Source organism: Paenibacillus radicibacter (assembly GCF_024721995.1).
In the GTDB taxonomy this organism is placed as follows: domain Bacteria; phylum Bacillota; class Bacilli; order Paenibacillales; family NBRC-103111; genus Paenibacillus_AM; species Paenibacillus_AM radicibacter.
In genome coordinates, this window is the sequence record NZ_JANQBC010000001.1 from 899454 (window position 1) to 917612 (window position 18159).

Here is an 18159-nt window from a genome sequence, read left to right on the forward strand (position 1 = left end):
GAAAATAAGTAACTAATGTTTCGATAATACATAATCTACTCTAAATTGTACACTCCTACTGGAAGATCGTCAAAAGAAAAAAGCCAATTTCGAATCAACTCGAAACGGCTTTCTTCTGAACATGAATTCACCTAATTTAGTACAAATGACAGGATACGAAATGCCCTGGCTCAACTTCTTTCATTGGAGGCATAGTCGCTGCACATTGATCCATCGCCTTCGGACAACGTGTACGGAACGGACAACCGCTTGGTGGGTTAAGTGGTGATGGAACCTCACCTTGCAGAATAACACGCTCACGAGTGCGCTCTACCTCTGGATCAGGAATCGGAATCGCAGATAACAAAGACTGCGTATACGGGTGCAACGGATTTGCATACAGTGCATCCGAAGTTGTCACCTCAACCATGTTCCCCAAGTACATTACACCAATACGATCGGAAATATGCTTCACCATCGCCAAATCGTGTGCAATGAACAAGTACGTTAATCCGTGATCTTTTTGCAATTTCTTCAACAAATTAACAACTTGAGCTTGTACCGATACGTCCAGTGCGGAGATCGGCTCATCGGCAATAATGAACTGTGGTTCGATTGCAAGTGCACGCGCAATCCCGATACGTTGACGTTGACCACCAGAGAACTCATGCGGGAAGCGTCCAGCATGCTCTTCATTTAAACCAACGGCACGAAGAAGCTCCGAAATGCGCTCTTTACGCTTTTTACCCGTTGACAAGCCATGAATATCAATACCTTCAGCAATGATATTACCAACGGTCATACGTGGATTTAACGATGCATACGGATCTTGGAAAATCATTTGCATGTTGCGGTTAAATTCCTTCAACTCGCCGCCACGCATTTTATGAACATTTTTCCCGTTAAAAAGAACTTCCCCTGATGTCGCTTCATAGAGCCGAATAATGGTACGACCCGCAGTTGATTTACCGCAGCCCGATTCCCCTACAAGTCCGAACGTCTCGCCACGCTCGATTTCGATTGAAAAGTTATCAACTGCTTTAAGCACTCTACCACCACCAATGTGGAAGTGCTTCTTCATATTTGTAATTTGCAAAATTTTATCTGACATGCTGACGACCTCCTGCTTCCACCGGACGTTCCACTTGCGGCGCTTCAGGGTCCAACAACCAACATGCAGCGCTATGAGTTGCACTTAACTTCGTCTGTTCTGGATCTACTTCTAAACATACTTCCATCGCATACGGACATCTTGCAGCAAAGGCACATCCTTTAGGTGGTGCGAATAAATCTGGCGGCGTACCTGGGATAGGCACAAGCTCATCACCGACACTATCAAGACGAGGCATCGAACGAAGCAAGCCCCATGTATATGGATGACGAGATTCATAGAAAATCTCATCTACTGTCCCTTTTTCAATAACTTTACCTGCATACATTACGATTACGCGCTGTGCAATATCAGCAACTACACCCAAATCATGCGTGATCAGAATAATAGATGCTTCTGTTTTTTGAGCGAGCTCTTTCATTAATTGAATGATTTGAGCTTGAATGGTTACGTCAAGTGCAGTTGTTGGCTCATCCGCAATTAGTAAGCGTGGTGAACACGCAAGTGCAATGGCAATCATTACACGTTGTCTCATACCGCCGGAAAGCTCATGCGGATATTGATTCACGCGCTCCTCTGGATTCGCAATTCCAACTAGTTTTAGCATTTCTACTGCACGTTTTTTTGCATCTGCTTGAGATAAACCTTGATGTTTAATTAATCCTTCTGTAATTTGTTTACCTGCTGTCATTGTTGGGTTCAAAGAGGTCATTGGATCTTGGAAAATCATTCCCATTTCTGATCCACGGACCTTTTCCATTTGCTTATTGCTTAATTTCGCTATATCAACGTTTCCTTTCTTACCTTTAAACATAATGGAACCGTTCTTAATCACACTTGGAGGGGAAGGAACTAGACGCATGAGCGTCTGCGCTGTTACAGATTTTCCACAACCAGACTCTCCTACAATCGCAAGCACTTCACCTTTTTTCAAATCAAAAGAAACACCACGAACAGCTTGAATCTCACCTACATACGTATTAAACGATACCTTTAAATCTTGAACATCAAGAACAAGTTCATCCTTTAAACTCGATTTATTCTCCATTGGTTCCCCTCCTAACTACTTCCGCATTTTTGGATCAAGCGCATCACGTAAACCATCGCCAAGCAAGTTAAAGCTAAGTAAAATCAAACTAAACACACCAGTTGCGAACCACAATCGATGTGGATGGTTACGAAGCACGCTCGCACCATCATTCATGAGACTACCAAGTGATGCCATCGGCACGCGAATCCCGAGTCCAATAAAGGACAAGAACGCTTCAACAAATATCGCCGACGGAACAACGAATGTAATTTGAACGATAATAATACCAAGTGCATTCGGTACAAGATGACGTAAGATAATCCGTGCTGAGCTACCGCCTAATGTACGAGATGCAAGTACATATTCACTTTCTTTTAAAGTCAAAATTTGACCTCTCACAAGTCTTGCCATCGGCACCCAGCCCACTATCGCATAAGCAAGAATAATAGAAGAAACACCTGGGCCAATGAACATAACAAGAAGAATCGTTACGAGCAAGAATGGAATAGAGTAAATAATCTCAATTATACGCTGCATAATTGTATCCACTCTTCCTCCGTAATAACCCGATATCCCGCCATAAATAACACCAAGAATTAAATCCATGAGTGCTGCCAATATACCTACTAGCAAAGAAATACGCGTTCCTATCCATACGCGCGTCCATATATCACGACCGAAGTCATCTGTTCCAAACCAATGTACAGAATTTGGACGAACATTCTTCATCGTCGTGTTCATCGCTTCATAACTAAACTTGGAAAACATCGGTGCAAAAATCGCCAAAATGCTTAAGAGGATTAGAACAATAAGCCCTGCCATTGCAAGTGGATTTTTCTTCAACCGCCTCCATGCGTCTTGCCAATAGTTCACAGAAGGTCGGAGGATGACTTCCCGATTAATTTCCTTACTTAGTACCGAAGTAAATTTCGAAGAGATCGTCGGTGGTTGTTTGGGAGGTTGTGTTTCCATGGCTTATTTACCACCTTTCGCAATACGAATTCGAGGATCAACTAATCCATAAATAATGTCTGTAATGAATAAAACTGCGATCAATATCGCCGCATAGAAAATAGTAATACCTGTAATCATCGTGTAATCATTGGATTGAATCGATGTTACAAAATGCTTCCCGAGCCCAGGAATAGAAAAAATTTGTTCAATAACGAATGTGCCTGTAATAACGTTTACAAATATAGGTCCCATTACAGTAATAACAGGTAATATCGCATTACGAATCATATGACTTCTGACAATCGTAGTATAAGATAAACCTTTGGACTTAGCTGTTTTAATATAGTCATTCTGCATCACATCTAACATCGATGTCCGCATGAGACGTGCAAGTGTAGCAATCGTTCCGAACGATAACGCAATCGCTGGAAGCACGCGATGTTCTGGACCTTTCCAAAGACCAGCAGGCAACCATCCAAGCTTATTTCCGATATAGTAAGAGAACAGTGGAGCTAATACGAAAGAAGGAACTGCAATTCCAATAATAGCCAGTAAACTCAGCGTATAGTCAGCACCCTTCTGATGCTTCAGTGCCGCAACGGTTCCGAATACTAGACCCACAATAACCGCACCAATTAATGCGATAATCCCAAGTTCAAGTGAGGCAGGAAAACCTTGTTTAATAATTTTAGTTACACTTTGTGCAGGGAACTGATAGGAAGCCCCTAGGTCACCATGTAACAGATTGTTCATATAGACGAGATATTGCTCCCAGATCGGCTTATCCAATCCGTATTGACGCATAAGCATCTCTTTCGTTGCAGCACTCAGTTTTTCAGAGTTTGCAAACGGATCACCCGGTAAAAAGTGCATGAGGACAAAAACGATAGTTACAATGACCCACAGTGTCACGATAGAATAAAATAAACGATTCAAGATGTACTTCCACATTGAGCTGTTCCTCCCGATCTGGCTTATTGGTGAATTAAAAAAGGGACGCTCTCAAGTAGCAACGTCCCTTTGAGCCTAAGCAATAATTAGGTTGACTAACTTATTTAACTTTAACCCATTTCAATTCCCACTCATTGCCATATAAAGGAAGAATCAAGTTTTCAATATTTTCTCTAACTAAGAAAGGACGTGTGCGGAAGTAAATTGGATACACACCACTTTCTTGAACTAAAATTTTCTCTGCTTCCACTAGCAACTTCGAACGTGCAGCACCATCTTTTTCAGTGCCTGCAGCTTTAATTTTCTCGTCAAATGTTTTGTTGGACCATTTACCTTCGTTGAATGGACCATCTGTTACAAACAGATCCAAGAATGTCATAGGGTCATTGTAGTCGCCGCCCCATAGGGAGAATACGATATCAAAGTCACCCTTAGCAGAACGCTCAAGACGCAATTTGTGAACAACTGGCTCTGGTGCAATATCAACACCTAGATTAGCTTTCCACTGGGATACGAAGAACTCTAATGTTTTCTTCGCATTTTCAGTGTCATCACCTAATAATTTCAGAGCAGGGAGCTTATCCAAGCCTGCTTCTTTCAGACCTTCAGCAAGTAATGCTTTTGCCTTTGCAGGATCAAACTTACCTTGAACATCACCAGCTACTTTACGGAACTCGCTACCATTACCGTCTTTCGTAATAACAGGAACAAGACCAGTTGCTGGAACGGAGCCATCTTGAGAAACCGTATCGATGTATGCTTGAAGGTCAACTGCTAAACCAAGCGCTGTACGGATTTTTGCATTCGCAAGAGCTGGGTTTTTCTTCGATTGGAATTGCAAGTAAGCGTTTGTAAGCTCTGGCTTCAACTTCAAATCTTTCTTTCCTTCGTACGGCTTCATAAGATCGCCACGTACGCCTGTAACATCTGCTGCTTTTGTTTCATACAAGTTCACACCAGTAGCTTGATCCTTCACGATGTTCACTGTAAATTTCTCTAGGTTTACGTTCTTAGCATCCCAGTACTTATCGTTCTTCACGAACTCAAGGGATTGATCATGATCCCATTTTGCAAGTTTGAATGGACCAGCGCCGATAACTTTATCTGCATCTGCACCGTTCTTATCTGTATTCTTCTTCACGATATCTTCGCGTTGCGGGAAGAACAGACCGAATGCCAACAACTCATCGAAGAATGCCAATGGACGCTCAAGTTTAATTTCTAAAGTTTTTTCGTTGATTGCTTTCACACCGAAATCTGCCAGTTTTGCTGTAACTTCCGCAGGATCTTTCGCTCTTTGTACAGCAGCTCCACCTTTAAGGAATTCCATGAAGAATCCGTATTGCGATTTATTCGCTGGATCAGCAGTACGTTTGAAGGAATATTCGAAGTCTTGTGCTTTAACAGGAACGCCATCAGCCCAAGTTGCATCACGTAGTTCGACCGTGTAAGTCAACTTATCTTCGGATACTTTAGGCTTATCCTTTGCAAGACCAAGTGTTAACTTGCCATCTTTATCAAGACGATATAAACCTTCGTTGATTGCATTTAGCATGTTGTGCGCTGCTGACGCAGTCGCCATTGTTGTATCAAGTGCAGGTGGCTCAGCACTAAAGTTAATTGTAATCTCTTGTTTCGCATTGCTCTTCGTCTCTCCGCCAGTTGTTGCAGCTGGAGTTGTTGCAGGTGCTGCTGTGCCTTCAGCAGCTGGTTTGGAGTCACCGCAACCAGCAAGTAGACCGCCAACAAGCGTTACTGTTGCAGCTGTTGCTACAAACTTTTTAGCTTTTTTCATAGTAATCCCCCCGTAAAATGATTATTTAAAAGATTCTGAAACTTTACTCGATCAAGCTGTCAGTTTGGGTCGAATCTCGTCCCAACCCTTAGGCATCCACCAAGTGAAAACGCATCCATAAAATACTGGATAACGTAAATTTAATACACGAATGGATTATTGTCCACCATAATTTTTGAATTTTGCTTATTATCAGTCAATTTTTTTGAAAAAGAACATTTTTACAGGTTTATCAATTCCTTCAACGCCTATACAACGGTCAATTTTTCCCAAAAAAAGAACCGGCAGACAAATTCCACCAGTTCTTGATCATTTTTTATTTATGCAAATGGCAGGACACAAAGTGTCCAGGTGCAGCCTCTTTCATCGGAGGCATCGAAAGTGCACATTCCGGCATTACATTCGGACAACGCGTACGGAATGGACAACCACTCGGCGGGTCAAGCGGAGATGGTACATCACCTTCCAGAATAATACGTTCACGAGTACGCTCAACTTCTGGATCCGGAATCGGAATTGCGGATAACAACGATTTTGTATAGGGATGAAGTGGATTTGCATAAAGTTCTTCTGCAGTTGTAACTTCCACCAGGTTACCCAGATACATAACCCCGATTCGATCGGAAATATGCTTCACCATCGCAAGATCGTGGGCAATAAACAAGTAAGTTAAACCACGTTCTTTTTGCAACTTCTTAAACAAGTTCACAACTTGTGCTTGAACAGACACATCAAGTGCAGAGATCGGCTCATCGGCAATAATGAACTCTGGTTCAATAGCAAGTGCACGTGCGATACCGATACGTTGTCGCTGACCGCCTGAGAATTCATGCGGGAAACGACTTGCGTGCTCCTCGTTAAGACCTACCGCCTTTAACAGATCATTCACGCGCTTTTTTCGTTCTTCACCCTTGCACAAACCATGAATGTCAATACCTTCAGCAATAATATTTCCAACAGTCATTCTTGGATTTAAGGATGCGTATGGATCTTGAAAAACCATCTGCATTTTACGATTAAACTCTTTCAATTTCTTTCCTTGAAGCTTGGAAACATCTTCGCCATTAAAAATAACTTGTCCTGAAGTCGGCTCATAAAGACGAATAATCGTACGTCCTGTTGTCGATTTACCACAACCTGATTCCCCTACTAGACCGAATGTCTCTCCACGGTAAATATCAATGGAAAAGTTATCAACGGCTTTCAGAACTTGACCGCCACCTAGATTAAAGTGCTTCTTCATATCTTTAATTTCTAAAATTTTATCAGCCATGACGGTGTCCTCCTGCCTCAATCGGACGCTGCACTTTCGGTGCATCCGGGTGTAATAACCAACAAGCTGCGCTGTGAGTATCCGTTATACTTGTCGTCTCAGGATCTGCTTCTAGACATGCTTGCATCGCATATGGACATCTAGCAGCGAACGCGCAGCCTTTAGGCGGTGCAAACAAGTCTGGAGGTGTTCCAGGGATCGGAACAAGTTCTTCACCTTTATGATCAAGACGAGGTACAGAGCGAAGCAATCCCCATGTGTAAGGATGTACGGAGTCATAGAAAATCTCATCTACTGTACCTTGCTCCACCACTTTACCCGCATACATAACGACAACTCGTTCTGCCATATCCGCAACTACTCCTAGATCATGTGTAATCACAATGATGGATGAGTCCGTTTTCTTGGATAGCTTCTTCATCAGTTCAATAATTTGGGCTTGAATCGTTACGTCAAGTGCCGTTGTCGGCTCATCCGCAATAAGCAGCTTAGGTGTACATGCTAGAGCGATCGCAATCATAACGCGCTGACGCATACCGCCTGAGAATTCATGTGGATATTGATTCAAACGTCCTTCTGGGTTTGAAATACCAACAAGCTTCAACATCTCAATTGCTTTATCTTTAGCCTGAGCTTTGGTCATGTTGTGATGCTTGATCAGTCCCTCACCGATTTGATTACCAACTGTCATCGTTGGATTAAGGGATGTCATTGGATCTTGGAAAATCATCCCGATCTCAGACCCACGGATTTTCTCCATCTGTTTATCACTAAGTTTCGTAATCTCTGTATCTCCATCAAACAAGATAGAGCCGCTTTTAATTACACTAGGTGGAGTCGGAATCAAACGCATTAATGTCTGCGCCGTTACGGACTTCCCGCAGCCTGACTCACCCACGATCGCGAGCACTTCACCTTTTTTCAAATCAAACGTTACGCCACGAACGGCTTGTACTTCACCTACATACGTATTGAAAGACACCTTCAGGTCCTTCACTTCTAGTAAGTTATCTTTTTTCATCCGGTATCCCCCCTTACTTCCGCATCTTAGGGTCAAGCGCATCACGCAGACCATCGCCTAACAGGTTGAAACTTAACAAAATTAAACTAAATACCATCGTTGGGAACAACAGAAGGTATGGGAACAATCGCATTACACTAGCACCGTCATTGAGCAAAGCTCCAAGTGATGCCATTGGTACTGGAATTCCAAGTCCGATAAAGGATAGGAAAGCCTCGAAGAAGATCGCTGATGGAACAGCGAATGTAATTTGTACGATAATGATACCCAGTGCATTCGGAATCAAGTGACGCATAATAATGCGCCATGGTCCAGCACCTAGAGTACGGGAAGCAAGTACGTATTCATTCTCTTTCAGTGACAGAACGGCACCACGTACGAGACGCGCCATTGGAACCCAACCTACGAGCGCATAAGCGATCACGATGGAGGAGAAACCAGGCCCAATGAACATAACGAGCAAGATCGCAATGATCAAGAATGGAATTGCATAAATCACTTCGATAAAGCGCTGCATAACCTCATCGACTTTACCACCGTAGTAACCGGAAATACCGCCATAGATTACCCCGATAATAAGGTCAACTGTTGCTGCAAGAATACCTACAAGCAAGGAAATGCGAGTACCGAGCCATACCCTTGTCCATAAGTCACGGCCAAAGCCGTCTGTACCGAACCAGTGAGTCCCATTGGGTTTCGCATTCTTCGAAGTAATATCGACTGCATCATATCCGTATTGCGAGAAGAACGGTGCAAAAATAGCAAGTAAACTTAAAGTGATCAATATTATCAAGCCTGTCATCGCCAGGCGATTCTTCCGAAGTCGGCGCCATGCATCCTGCCAGTAGTTCATGGAAGGACGAACAATAGTTTCCCCACTGAACGTGTCTTTGGATACGGGAACAAATTTTGATTTATCCATTGCTGTCTTATTTTCTGTTGTCATTGTTTATTTCCCGCCTTTCCCAAGACGTATTCTCGGATCAATCAATCCATAAATAACATCCGTAATAAATATAACTACAATCAAGAGTACGGAATAGAAAATCGTGAGCCCTGAGATCATCGTATAGTCGTTAGATGTTACAGCTTTCACAAAGTGCTTTCCAAGACCAGGAACCGCGAAGATTTGCTCCACGACTAGCGTACCCGTGATCACACTTACAAAAATCGGACCAAGTACCGTAATGACAGGTAAAATCGCATTACGAATCATATGACGGCCAACAATCGAAGTTTTCGATAAACCTTTGGATTTGGCTGTCTTAATATAATCTTGACTAGATACATCCAGCATCGAAGTACGCATCATACGCGTTAGGATTGCAATTGTACCAAAAGACAATGCAATCGATGGTAGAACGCGATATTCAGGTCCTAACCATAGACCTACAGGCAACCACTTCAGTTCTACACCAAAATAGTAGGCAAGTAAGGGTCCGAGAACGAAGGACGGGATAGATATACCAATTACCGCGATAAAGCTTGCAGAATAATCAAGCCCCTTATTATGATTTAACGCTGCAATCGTTCCGAGCGTAAGCCCGACGATAATAGCTAAAGTAAGTGCAATGAGTCCAAGTTCCATAGAAACAGGGAATGATTGTTTAATAATGTCGGTAACTTTCTGTGCAGGGAATTGATAGGAGAAACCTAGGTCCCCTTTTGCGACTTTGCCAATATAAGTTACATATTGCTCCCACATTGGTTTATCTAAACCATACTGTTTAAGGAGCATTTCTTTCGTTGCTTGCGGCAATTTTTCTGAACCTTCACCTAATGGGTCACCAGGCAAGATATGCATGAGTGAAAAAGTAATCGTAATAATAAGCCATAACGTCACAAGTGAGTATCCGAGACGGCGCAAAATATACTTTAACATAGCTGCCCCTCCTTATTCTAAGATGTCTAATGTAAACCAAAGGGGACGTTCTCGTGGTGTTGGGAACGTCCCCTTCCAATTCACGTATTCAAGATGTGTGTTACTTCACTTCTGTCCATTTCAAATCCCACTCCATACCGAAAGAAGGTAGAAGGAGATTCTCGATACCCGGTCTAACTAGGTATACACGGCTGCGGAAGTAAATCGGAGCTACAGCCATTTCGTCCATCAAGATTTTCTCAGCTTCGATCAAATCTTTAGAACGTTTAGCAGTATCAACTTCTTGAGCAGCATTCTTCATAAGCTCGTCATAACGTTTGTTGGACCAGTCAACTTCATTGAAGTCGCCGCCTGTGATCCACATGTCAAGGAAAGATACTGAATCGTTATAATCAGCGCCCCATAGGGATAGAATCATATCAAAGTCATGCTTGGAACCTTTATCTACACGCAATTTGTGTGGAAGCGGTTCTGCAATCGCTTCATAGCCTAAGTTTGATTTCCATTGCGAGATGATAAACTCAAGTGATTTCTTAGCATTCTCTGTATCATCAGCAGTTAACTTCATTTTCGGCAAGGCTGTTAAACCAAGTTCCTTCAAGCCTTCCTCGAGCAATTGCTTCGCTTTAGCTGCATCGTATTTAGGTTGTGTTTCGCCAGCTTCTTTACGGAATTCGTTACCATTACCGTCCTTTGTACCATTTGGCACAAGACCTGTTGAAGGAACGGAACCGTTCATCATAACCGTATCTACATAGGCTTGACGATCAATCGCCATTCCAAGTGCTTGACGGATTTTAGCGTTAGCTAGTGCAGGCTGTTTCTTTTGTTGGAACATAATGTAGCTGTTTGTCAATTCATTCTTCGTACGAATATCGGGTTTACCTTCATATAACTTCAATTGCTCACCTTTAAGGTCAGTCACATCAGCCGCGCCTGTTTCATACAGGTTAAGACCTGTATTCTGGTTATCTATGATATTCAAAGTAACTTTTTCAAGCTTTACGTTTGCAGCATCCCAATACTTCTCGTTCTTCACGAACTCAAGTGTTTGACCATGATCCCATTTCGTGAGTGTATAAGGACCAGCGCCAATAATTTTATCCGCGTCAGCACCATATTTCTCACCTTGCGCTTGTACGAAATCTTCGCGTTGCGGGAAGAATACTGGGAATCCAAGCAATTCTGTAAAGAATGCAACAGGCTTCTCTAGTTTAATTTCAATTGTTTTATCGTTAATTGCTTTAACAGCAACTGCATCTTGCTTCGCTTTTACTTCTTCTGGTGTCTTCGCGGTCATTACTGCGTTTCCACCTTTAATCCATGCCACCATGAAGCTGTATTGCGCTTGTGTAGCTGGGTCAAGTGTACGCTTATAGGAGTATACAAAATCATTCGCTGTTACTGGTTTCCCATCAGACCAAGTTGCATTGTCACGAAGTTCAATCGTGTATGTTAGACCGTCTTCGGAAATTTTAGGCATATCCTTCGCAAGACCTGGTACAGGTTGTCCAGACTTGTCATTACGGTACAATCCTTCGTGAAGTGCGTTAATTACTGTAAATGCAGAGTTGGAAGTACCTTTAGAGCTATCCAAAACCGGCGGTTCAGCTGTAATGTTAATCTTAATTGCTTGTTCTTTACTAGATCCTTCACTTGCATTGCCGCCTCCGCAGCCTGCAGTTACTGAGCCTACCATCGTTACAGCTACAGCAGTAGTTAACCATTTTTTCGCTTTCATTGTAGAGTCCCCCTCGTGTAGTTAAGTTTTGTATGTTTAGGTGAAGAACACCACAAACCCGTTATAAAACCATGAGTTAATATTCCGAATATTTACAAGTGTTTGATTTTACACCCGGTGAGAAAGCAACAGAGTCGATACGTAATTAATTGACCACTGTAATGTAGTGATGTGAGTTATTATAACATATCGAGTAAGCTTGTCTAGTGTAATTTTTTTGCTTTCAAATTTTTATGTAAAAATCCAATTTTAATAATATATTATAATATAACCAATGGTCAATTAAAAATCTAAAAAAAAGCTAACCGAGGATTGCCCCGATTAGCTGGACCAGTAAAAGAACTATATATAGTGCTGCCAAAATTATAAAAGCAGTTCTCCACACGGTACGCCCAACACGAATTAAATTGGGTTTCTTTTCTTTTTCGTATCGATGTCCACCGATCAATCCAAACGCGATTAAAAGGAGTAAAATGATAAACCAGAGCATAAAACTGAAACCAAACACGGTTTTAACAACCCCCGCGACCGAGCCTACTAGAAAAAAAGTTGTAATATCTGTCGCAACGCGAATCGCTGCTTTTCTCTCTTTTATAAACAAATACGCAATTCCCCATATAACAAGAAATGTTAGGTATGGCACAGTCGCTAATACAACATATGTATTTTTCAAAAACTCAAGCAATAGGACTCACCCCCCACTACGAATCATCCATTCTTTGGCTTTCACTATATTGTACATCGTTGCATGGACGGGTAATTCGATCCCATGCTTCTCCCCAACTTGCAGTAAGGCACCATTAATGTAATCGATTTCAGTTAACCGCCTCGCGAGTAAATCTTGTCGCATGGATGATATATTCCCTGCTGTTCGTCTACAAACTTCCATCACCTGTTCCCATAGCACCTCATCAAGTTGTACACCTTCTGCACCTGCAACGAGCAGTGCCTCTTCGAACAATTGACGCATCGTATTACGGCTTGAATGATGCTCGATTAACATTCCATTATTCACATCAAGAATGGCAGTCAAGGGATTAATAATGGAATTGATAACCACTTTCCCCCATACATTGTCCATAATTGTTTCAGTTGTTTCCGCGTTAAAGCCAGCCAATTGTAACATATGTGCGAAATCTACCAAGCTTTGTTCATATAGTTTAGACTGCTCGTGCAAATTAGACGATGCATATCCGATAAATGTTACTCCGTGCCCTGTATGTTTCACGGCTGTTTGCGAGGAGCGTAAAGCCCCTTCTGTTGTGACTGCCACGACAATGCGCATAGGGTCTACGTAGTCACTTATACGCTCAATATGTCCCATGCCATTTTGATAACAGACAATCTTAGTAGATACACCAATCAGACTAGCAATTCTTATTAATAATTCTTCCTCTAGCGCGCCTTGCTTGACCGTAAGAACAATATAATCCCATTCTACATGATCCTGTTCTACCCCTAAGCTATCAATAGCTTGAAAGTGAACCTTTGAACCTGCTTGTACGATCTGATCACCTAGCTGTAATCCTTGCTTGCATAATTGCGCTGCTTGCTCCTCAGTTCTAGTCACAAGCGTCAATTGCTCGCAATAAGGTGCGATCTTAGCTGTCAATAACATCCCAATAGAGCCTGCACCAATAATTAGTAATTTCATCTATGTATTCATTCCTTTCTTCCTTATCTTACAAAAAATCCCCTGGAGAAGGAAGACATTCCATCGCCAGAGGACTGATTTTCTTGTAAATTATTCAATTCGTTCTAAATTTCCATTGGCATCCATCTTAAAACGAGCTTTTGACTCTTCTTCTACATCCCCTAGAAGCGTCATCTTACGTGCGCGATCCATGATTTGAATGAGCGCTTTATAGTCATCATTAACGACGCGATAATCCATCTCCACATCATTAACTTGTCGATTTAGCTTGTCATTCTCTTTGCGAATCCGAATCATTTCATCTTGTTTTTCGTGAAGCTCACGCTCTAACATACGAATTTGTCTCGTCATGTCCGCATAAGTTGTTTTCCATTGACGCAAGAAACGAATAACCGAATCAATAGATAGAGTCTCTTCCGAAATGGAATCACTTTTCATTGATGTCAGTTCAGAAGTATCTAGGGTATCAACACTGAACGTGCTTGATACAGCTGCCACAGAGGCATGTTTCTTGAGCTGACTGCGCTTTTGGCGCTGCGCTTTGGCAATATGAATCGCGGCATCATACTTTTTACGAACGAATGAATTCCAACGAAACCCACAAGCTGCAGCTGTTCTTCCAATTCTTTCACCTACTTCTTCAAAGGCAGAAAGCTGTGTTCCACCCTCACGAATATGCCGAAGTGTAACCTCAGCTAATATTAAATCGTCATCCTCGCTCCAAGCATCTTGCCTGATTGCTGTCATATAAACAATCCTCCTAACTTCAAAATCACATTTAACTATTGTTCTATTTAAGTTTCATAAAAGGGTGTAAGCATCCCATTATTAAATTTCTATGCCCATACTAGAGTTCATAGAATCTATTTGATACTATTCGTTATTTCCATTTTTTTTAGGGCTCATACCTTGTCCCTTTTTATATATTCCGATTTCTCAAAATGTTTTCATTTTTGACATGTTTTCAAGTTTACAGTGATATTTGTTACGGTTATAATAAAATTTAGAAAAATGGCTTCAATTGCAAGGGAGGCGGAAACGTAATGGGTCGCATGTTCCGTGTACTTGGTTTTTGGACACTAGTTATTGGTCTAATGAGCTTAGCTGGCGATATGATTCCAATGGCATTGATTTTCTTCTTTCAAACAGCCTTGTTTGTAATCCTAGGTTATTTGAAACTACAAGAAAAAACATACATCCTCATGTTCTGGGGATACATGGTAATCGCTTTCATGGGCTTTACGTACTGGTCAGTCTTTAAACTTACGATTTAAACAAGAAAGGTGCTTCACGGTTGACGTGAGGCACCTTTTTTTAATTTGATTCTATTTGGATATGATCATGACTTTAAATAACTCACTCATCCCATCACTAAGCAACAATTGCCGAATACTTCGATTACGCTTAGCCTCTATTGAAAAAGGATCCCTATTCATCGTCTGTTGCAATCGTGTAAATACACCCTGCTCTACAAGAAACTCACGCTGCGTTTGCAATTGAATGCTAATTGCTCCACTCTCAGCTGCCTCTCGCATGCAACTGCTAAAATCCACATGCGCAGTCATATCTTGCTCCCCTAAATCTACATAAGGGTTATCATGGGCTTGATGCTTACGATAACATAGGAGTGTCCCATTCAATCGATGTGCACTATAAATCTCGCTTGCCACATCCCCGTAATCAATCACTACTACATGTCCTTGATGTAGAGAGTTTAAGATAGTTGTAGTCCATATCGGCGCAGCTAAATTAATTTCAGCGACTTGGTTGTCGATGAGCTGAATCTCCCCTTTTTCCAAATAAGTAACAATATCATTATTCTGAAGCGGCAACCAACTTTCAATCACTTGATTCTTCTCCTCGTCCCATCCCACCCAATTCTCAAGCAAGATCCCTTGATCACAACGAATTCGATGTACGGGAAAAGCATCCAGCAATTCATTGGCAATCACAATTGTATAATCATCTTTACGAGCGAATAGCCACTCTTGATCGTCCACCCAAATTACCTTATCAGCATGTTTATGTAGGGTTTGCTGCTGCAATTCACGATGGAATGAGCTTGTCTCAATCATTGTCCACTGTAAATTCGCATACCGCTCAGGAGCGTTCTTTAGAATTTCATCCAGCGCGTGCAGCGCGAGATTCCCATTCCCACCTCCCCATTCCGCCACATGCAAGGGATCACTAGCATTTATTCGCTCCCGCGCACTTGTTAAGATAAATTGACCAATCATCTCTCCCATAATCGTACCGACGGACGAGCTGGTATAAAAATCTCCTTCTCTCCCAATCTTAAGCTGCCTGCTCCTGTAGTACCCTGCTGTTTCATGATAAAGACATAGATCCATGTAATCTCGAAATGAAATCATATCAATCGGACTATTCGCGATAAGCTGTTTCAATGCATCAATAATTACTAATTTTCCAGTCCTATGTACCACACTTGTTCCCCCGTTACGTTATTTCATGACAAAAAGTTCATTAACTATTATAATAATAGAGTTGGTCAAAATAGAGAGGAGAGCATGACAACATCATGTTGAAAAAATGGTTATCTTTAGTCCTCGTTACGGTCCTCATGAGCTCACTTTTAATTGCTTGTACCGATAACAAGGCCACCCAAACTGCAGTATTACAAGGAATTGCGAAGCAATCCGAAATGAAATCCTATGCCTTTGAAGGATCCGCCGACATAAAGCTAGGTGATGGACTTGTTCCGTCGACGGATCTCGTCACACAAACATTTTTCAATGTATTCAAAGAAAGCACAATAAAGTGGAACGGCGTTACCAATTATGATCCTGTGGCGTTTGAAGCTGATATCAATGTTACCCCTAAAGGTGGAACAGAAGGTTTTAATATTCCTGTCCTCATTAAAGATAACAAATTGTATTTTCACATGCCAGCTATTAATAAAGAGAATCAATTCTATTCCATTGATTTAGCAGCAGCTGGGAGCCAAGCAAGTGGAACTGTCAAACCTGAAGGACTAAAGAATGCAACTTCCGTATTCTCCTCCTTCGTTAAATCCATAACAAGCGCAGTAGATCCGAAGTACTTCCAAGAAGAGAAGGAAGCTGCGAAATTGAAAGATGGTTCATCTGCAAAAGCGTATACGATTGAAATAAATGATAAGAATGAGAAAGCAATTAACGACATGCTTAATTCCAAAAGCGGCGAGTTGTATGATTCATTGAAAACGAGCGGCATCTTATCAAACGAACAAGCGGATAAGTTAAAATCTCAAAATCAACTGAAATTTACCGTTCAAGCCCCTAGTAAATTACGCTTTGTGATCGATGATAAAGGTTTCATTCGTGAGCAAACGACGGAATTAAACCTCGCATTTACAGGTGCAGATGGTGCGGTGAACAAACATAGCTTAACTATGAACCAACAATTCAATGATATCAATGCAGCTCCTGCGTTTAAAAAAGAAATTCCGAAAGACGTTAAGAGCTTTGAAGACGTACTGAAACTGTTAAATCCAGCGAAAAAATAATAACAATCTCGAAATACTTGTTCTCCTTTCATGGAATTCAAGTATTTTTTTATTATCTAATTAATAAAATTATGGTAATCTGTCATGGGGGGACAAGTGATGAAACGAATTTTTCCAATCCTACTGACCTTAATCCTAATCTTAATGTGTGTATCCCCTATGGTATACGTTCACGCCGAAGAGGAAACCGTGATCAAGTCCAAACAAGACGAGCTACAGTCTTTCTTACAAAAAGGATTAACGATTCAAGAAATTGACCGAGAGCTCCTGAATTTATCGAAGCAAGACGAAGTACTTGTCGTCAAATTACATGAGAACGAAGCACAGACAGAAAAGCAAAAGCTAGAAGTAGAGAAAACGAAGAAGAAGGCAGGCAAGACGCTGCGTGCCTATTATACCGGTGAACGTCCGTCGATCTGGGTATATTTATTTTCCCCAACCTCATTAACTGACCTGCTCCAGACGCTCGAATATATGAACCAAATTGTAGAGAATGACGAGCGTGCACTCAAATCGCACAAACAATCCACGAACAAGCTTAAAGAAATTGAGGCCGAGTACACAAGTGAGCGAGCGGCTTTGCAGCAAACAAGAGATCAGTTCATTCTTCAGAAGGACCGTATTCTCACCTTGCAAAAAGATCTCGATGAAGCTCTAGCTGTTAGCGGCAAGAAAGAAGAATTACAAACGCAAATCGATGCCCTCAATCAAGAATGGAAGCTGAGGGGGCTGCCGCTATTTGAACAATTCACCTCTGCACTAAATCGAGCTTTTAATGATTTTGGTGAATTAATGGATGCCAAGGGCGATAACTTTAAATTCACAGGTTTACAATCCGCTATATTCCAAATTACTGAAAAGCAACTGAATGATTTTTTACGTAAAAAAGACTCCATCTTTAACGACCTCGCCTTTACATTCGTTGATAAACAACTTATTGCAAGCGGTCAGAAAGAAGGCATGGCCTTTGAGATGAAGGGCAACTATTCCTTAGAAAACAACTACATCAAGTTTAATATTACAGGCATGAAATTTAACGGTCTGCTATTACCGGAATCGACAAGTAAATTGCTTGAAGAACAACACGATTTCGGCATTAATACCCAGAAAGTATCTGCTTTCGTCAAACCTACTGATGTTACGATTGAACCAGGGAAACTTGTAATTTCACTCAAAATAACGTTCTAAATCATTCATCATCTATTAACAATAGAGCCTGCTACCCATCCGATTATTGGATAAGAGTAGCAGGCTCTTCTTTCT

General features: G+C 41.6%; 17 protein-coding genes. 3 read left to right on the forward strand and 14 right to left on the reverse strand.

Annotation, left to right across the window (positions count from 1 at the left end):
• Positions 1–136: 136 nt before the first annotated feature.
• The 13 genes from NV379_RS04605 to NV379_RS04665 form a co-directional block, all read right to left on the reverse strand.
• Positions 137–1090 carry an ABC transporter ATP-binding protein gene (locus tag NV379_RS04605; protein ID WP_258206079.1) on the reverse strand — a complete coding sequence of 318 codons (954 nt, stop codon included), beginning with the start codon at positions 1088–1090 and terminating at the stop codon, positions 137–139.
• The gene (locus NV379_RS04610) at positions 1080–2138 is read right to left on the reverse strand and encodes an ABC transporter ATP-binding protein (protein ID WP_258206080.1); all 1059 of its coding nucleotides are present in this window, start codon (positions 2136–2138) and stop codon (positions 1080–1082) included. The genes NV379_RS04605 and NV379_RS04610 overlap by 11 nt, the downstream gene beginning before the upstream one ends.
• Before the next feature lie 15 nt (positions 2139–2153).
• Positions 2154–3092, reverse strand: coding sequence for an ABC transporter permease (locus NV379_RS04615; protein WP_258206081.1), 939 nt, complete (start codon positions 3090–3092; stop codon positions 2154–2156).
• 3 nt (positions 3093–3095) lie between these two features.
• A complete protein-coding gene (locus NV379_RS04620) occupies positions 3096–4025 on the reverse strand; it encodes an ABC transporter permease (RefSeq protein ID WP_258206082.1) in 930 nt (309 codons plus the stop codon).
• A 100-nt stretch (positions 4026–4125) separates the two neighbouring features.
• On the reverse strand, positions 4126–5820 hold the full coding sequence (locus tag NV379_RS04625) for a peptide ABC transporter substrate-binding protein (protein ID WP_258206083.1): 1695 nt from the start codon (positions 5818–5820) through the stop codon (positions 4126–4128).
• A gap of 316 nt (positions 5821–6136) precedes the next feature.
• Entirely contained in the window at positions 6137–7093 is a 957-nt protein-coding gene (locus NV379_RS04630; RefSeq protein WP_258206084.1) for an ABC transporter ATP-binding protein, read from the reverse strand.
• Complete coding sequence (locus tag NV379_RS04635; RefSeq protein WP_258206085.1) at positions 7086–8114, reverse strand: ABC transporter ATP-binding protein; 1029 nt, start codon at positions 8112–8114, stop codon at positions 7086–7088. The genes NV379_RS04630 and NV379_RS04635 overlap by 8 nt, the downstream gene beginning before the upstream one ends.
• A gap of 13 nt (positions 8115–8127) precedes the next feature.
• Complete coding sequence (locus NV379_RS04640; protein ID WP_258206086.1) at positions 8128–9060, reverse strand: ABC transporter permease; 933 nt, start codon at positions 9058–9060, stop codon at positions 8128–8130.
• 3 nt (positions 9061–9063) lie between these two features.
• Positions 9064–9996, reverse strand: a complete 933-nt coding sequence (locus tag NV379_RS04645; RefSeq protein WP_258206087.1) for an ABC transporter permease — start codon at positions 9994–9996, stop codon at positions 9064–9066.
• Positions 9997–10096: 100 nt separating this feature from the next.
• The gene (locus NV379_RS04650) at positions 10097–11737 is read right to left on the reverse strand and encodes a peptide ABC transporter substrate-binding protein (RefSeq protein ID WP_258206088.1); all 1641 of its coding nucleotides are present in this window, start codon (positions 11735–11737) and stop codon (positions 10097–10099) included.
• A gap of 301 nt (positions 11738–12038) precedes the next feature.
• The gene (locus tag NV379_RS04655) at positions 12039–12422 is read right to left on the reverse strand and encodes a DUF3397 family protein (protein ID WP_258206089.1); all 384 of its coding nucleotides are present in this window, start codon (positions 12420–12422) and stop codon (positions 12039–12041) included.
• A gap of 6 nt (positions 12423–12428) precedes the next feature.
• Positions 12429–13391, reverse strand: coding sequence for a 2-dehydropantoate 2-reductase (locus tag NV379_RS04660; protein ID WP_258206090.1), 963 nt, complete (start codon positions 13389–13391; stop codon positions 12429–12431).
• 90 nt (positions 13392–13481) lie between these two features.
• Positions 13482–14138: an RsfA family transcriptional regulator gene (locus NV379_RS04665; RefSeq protein WP_258206091.1), complete on the reverse strand. Its 657-nt coding sequence runs from the start codon at positions 14136–14138 to the stop codon at positions 13482–13484.
• Positions 14139–14434: 296 nt separating this feature from the next.
• Between NV379_RS04665 and NV379_RS04670 the strand changes: the two genes are divergently transcribed.
• Entirely contained in the window at positions 14435–14665 is a 231-nt protein-coding gene (locus NV379_RS04670) for a DUF2626 domain-containing protein (protein ID WP_258206092.1), read from the forward strand.
• A gap of 51 nt (positions 14666–14716) precedes the next feature.
• Here NV379_RS04670 and NV379_RS04675 read toward each other — a convergent pair whose 3' ends face one another.
• The gene (locus NV379_RS04675) at positions 14717–15835 is read right to left on the reverse strand and encodes a class I SAM-dependent methyltransferase (RefSeq protein ID WP_258206093.1); all 1119 of its coding nucleotides are present in this window, start codon (positions 15833–15835) and stop codon (positions 14717–14719) included.
• A 137-nt stretch (positions 15836–15972) separates the two neighbouring features.
• Here NV379_RS04675 and NV379_RS04680 point away from each other — a divergent pair, with 137 nt between their 5' ends.
• Positions 15973–16896: a hypothetical protein gene (locus NV379_RS04680; RefSeq protein WP_258206094.1), complete on the forward strand. Its 924-nt coding sequence runs from the start codon at positions 15973–15975 to the stop codon at positions 16894–16896.
• Between the two features lie 99 nt (positions 16897–16995).
• Complete coding sequence (locus tag NV379_RS04685; protein WP_258206095.1) at positions 16996–18084, forward strand: coiled-coil domain-containing protein; 1089 nt, start codon at positions 16996–16998, stop codon at positions 18082–18084.
• The last annotated feature ends 75 nt before the right edge of the window (positions 18085–18159 follow it).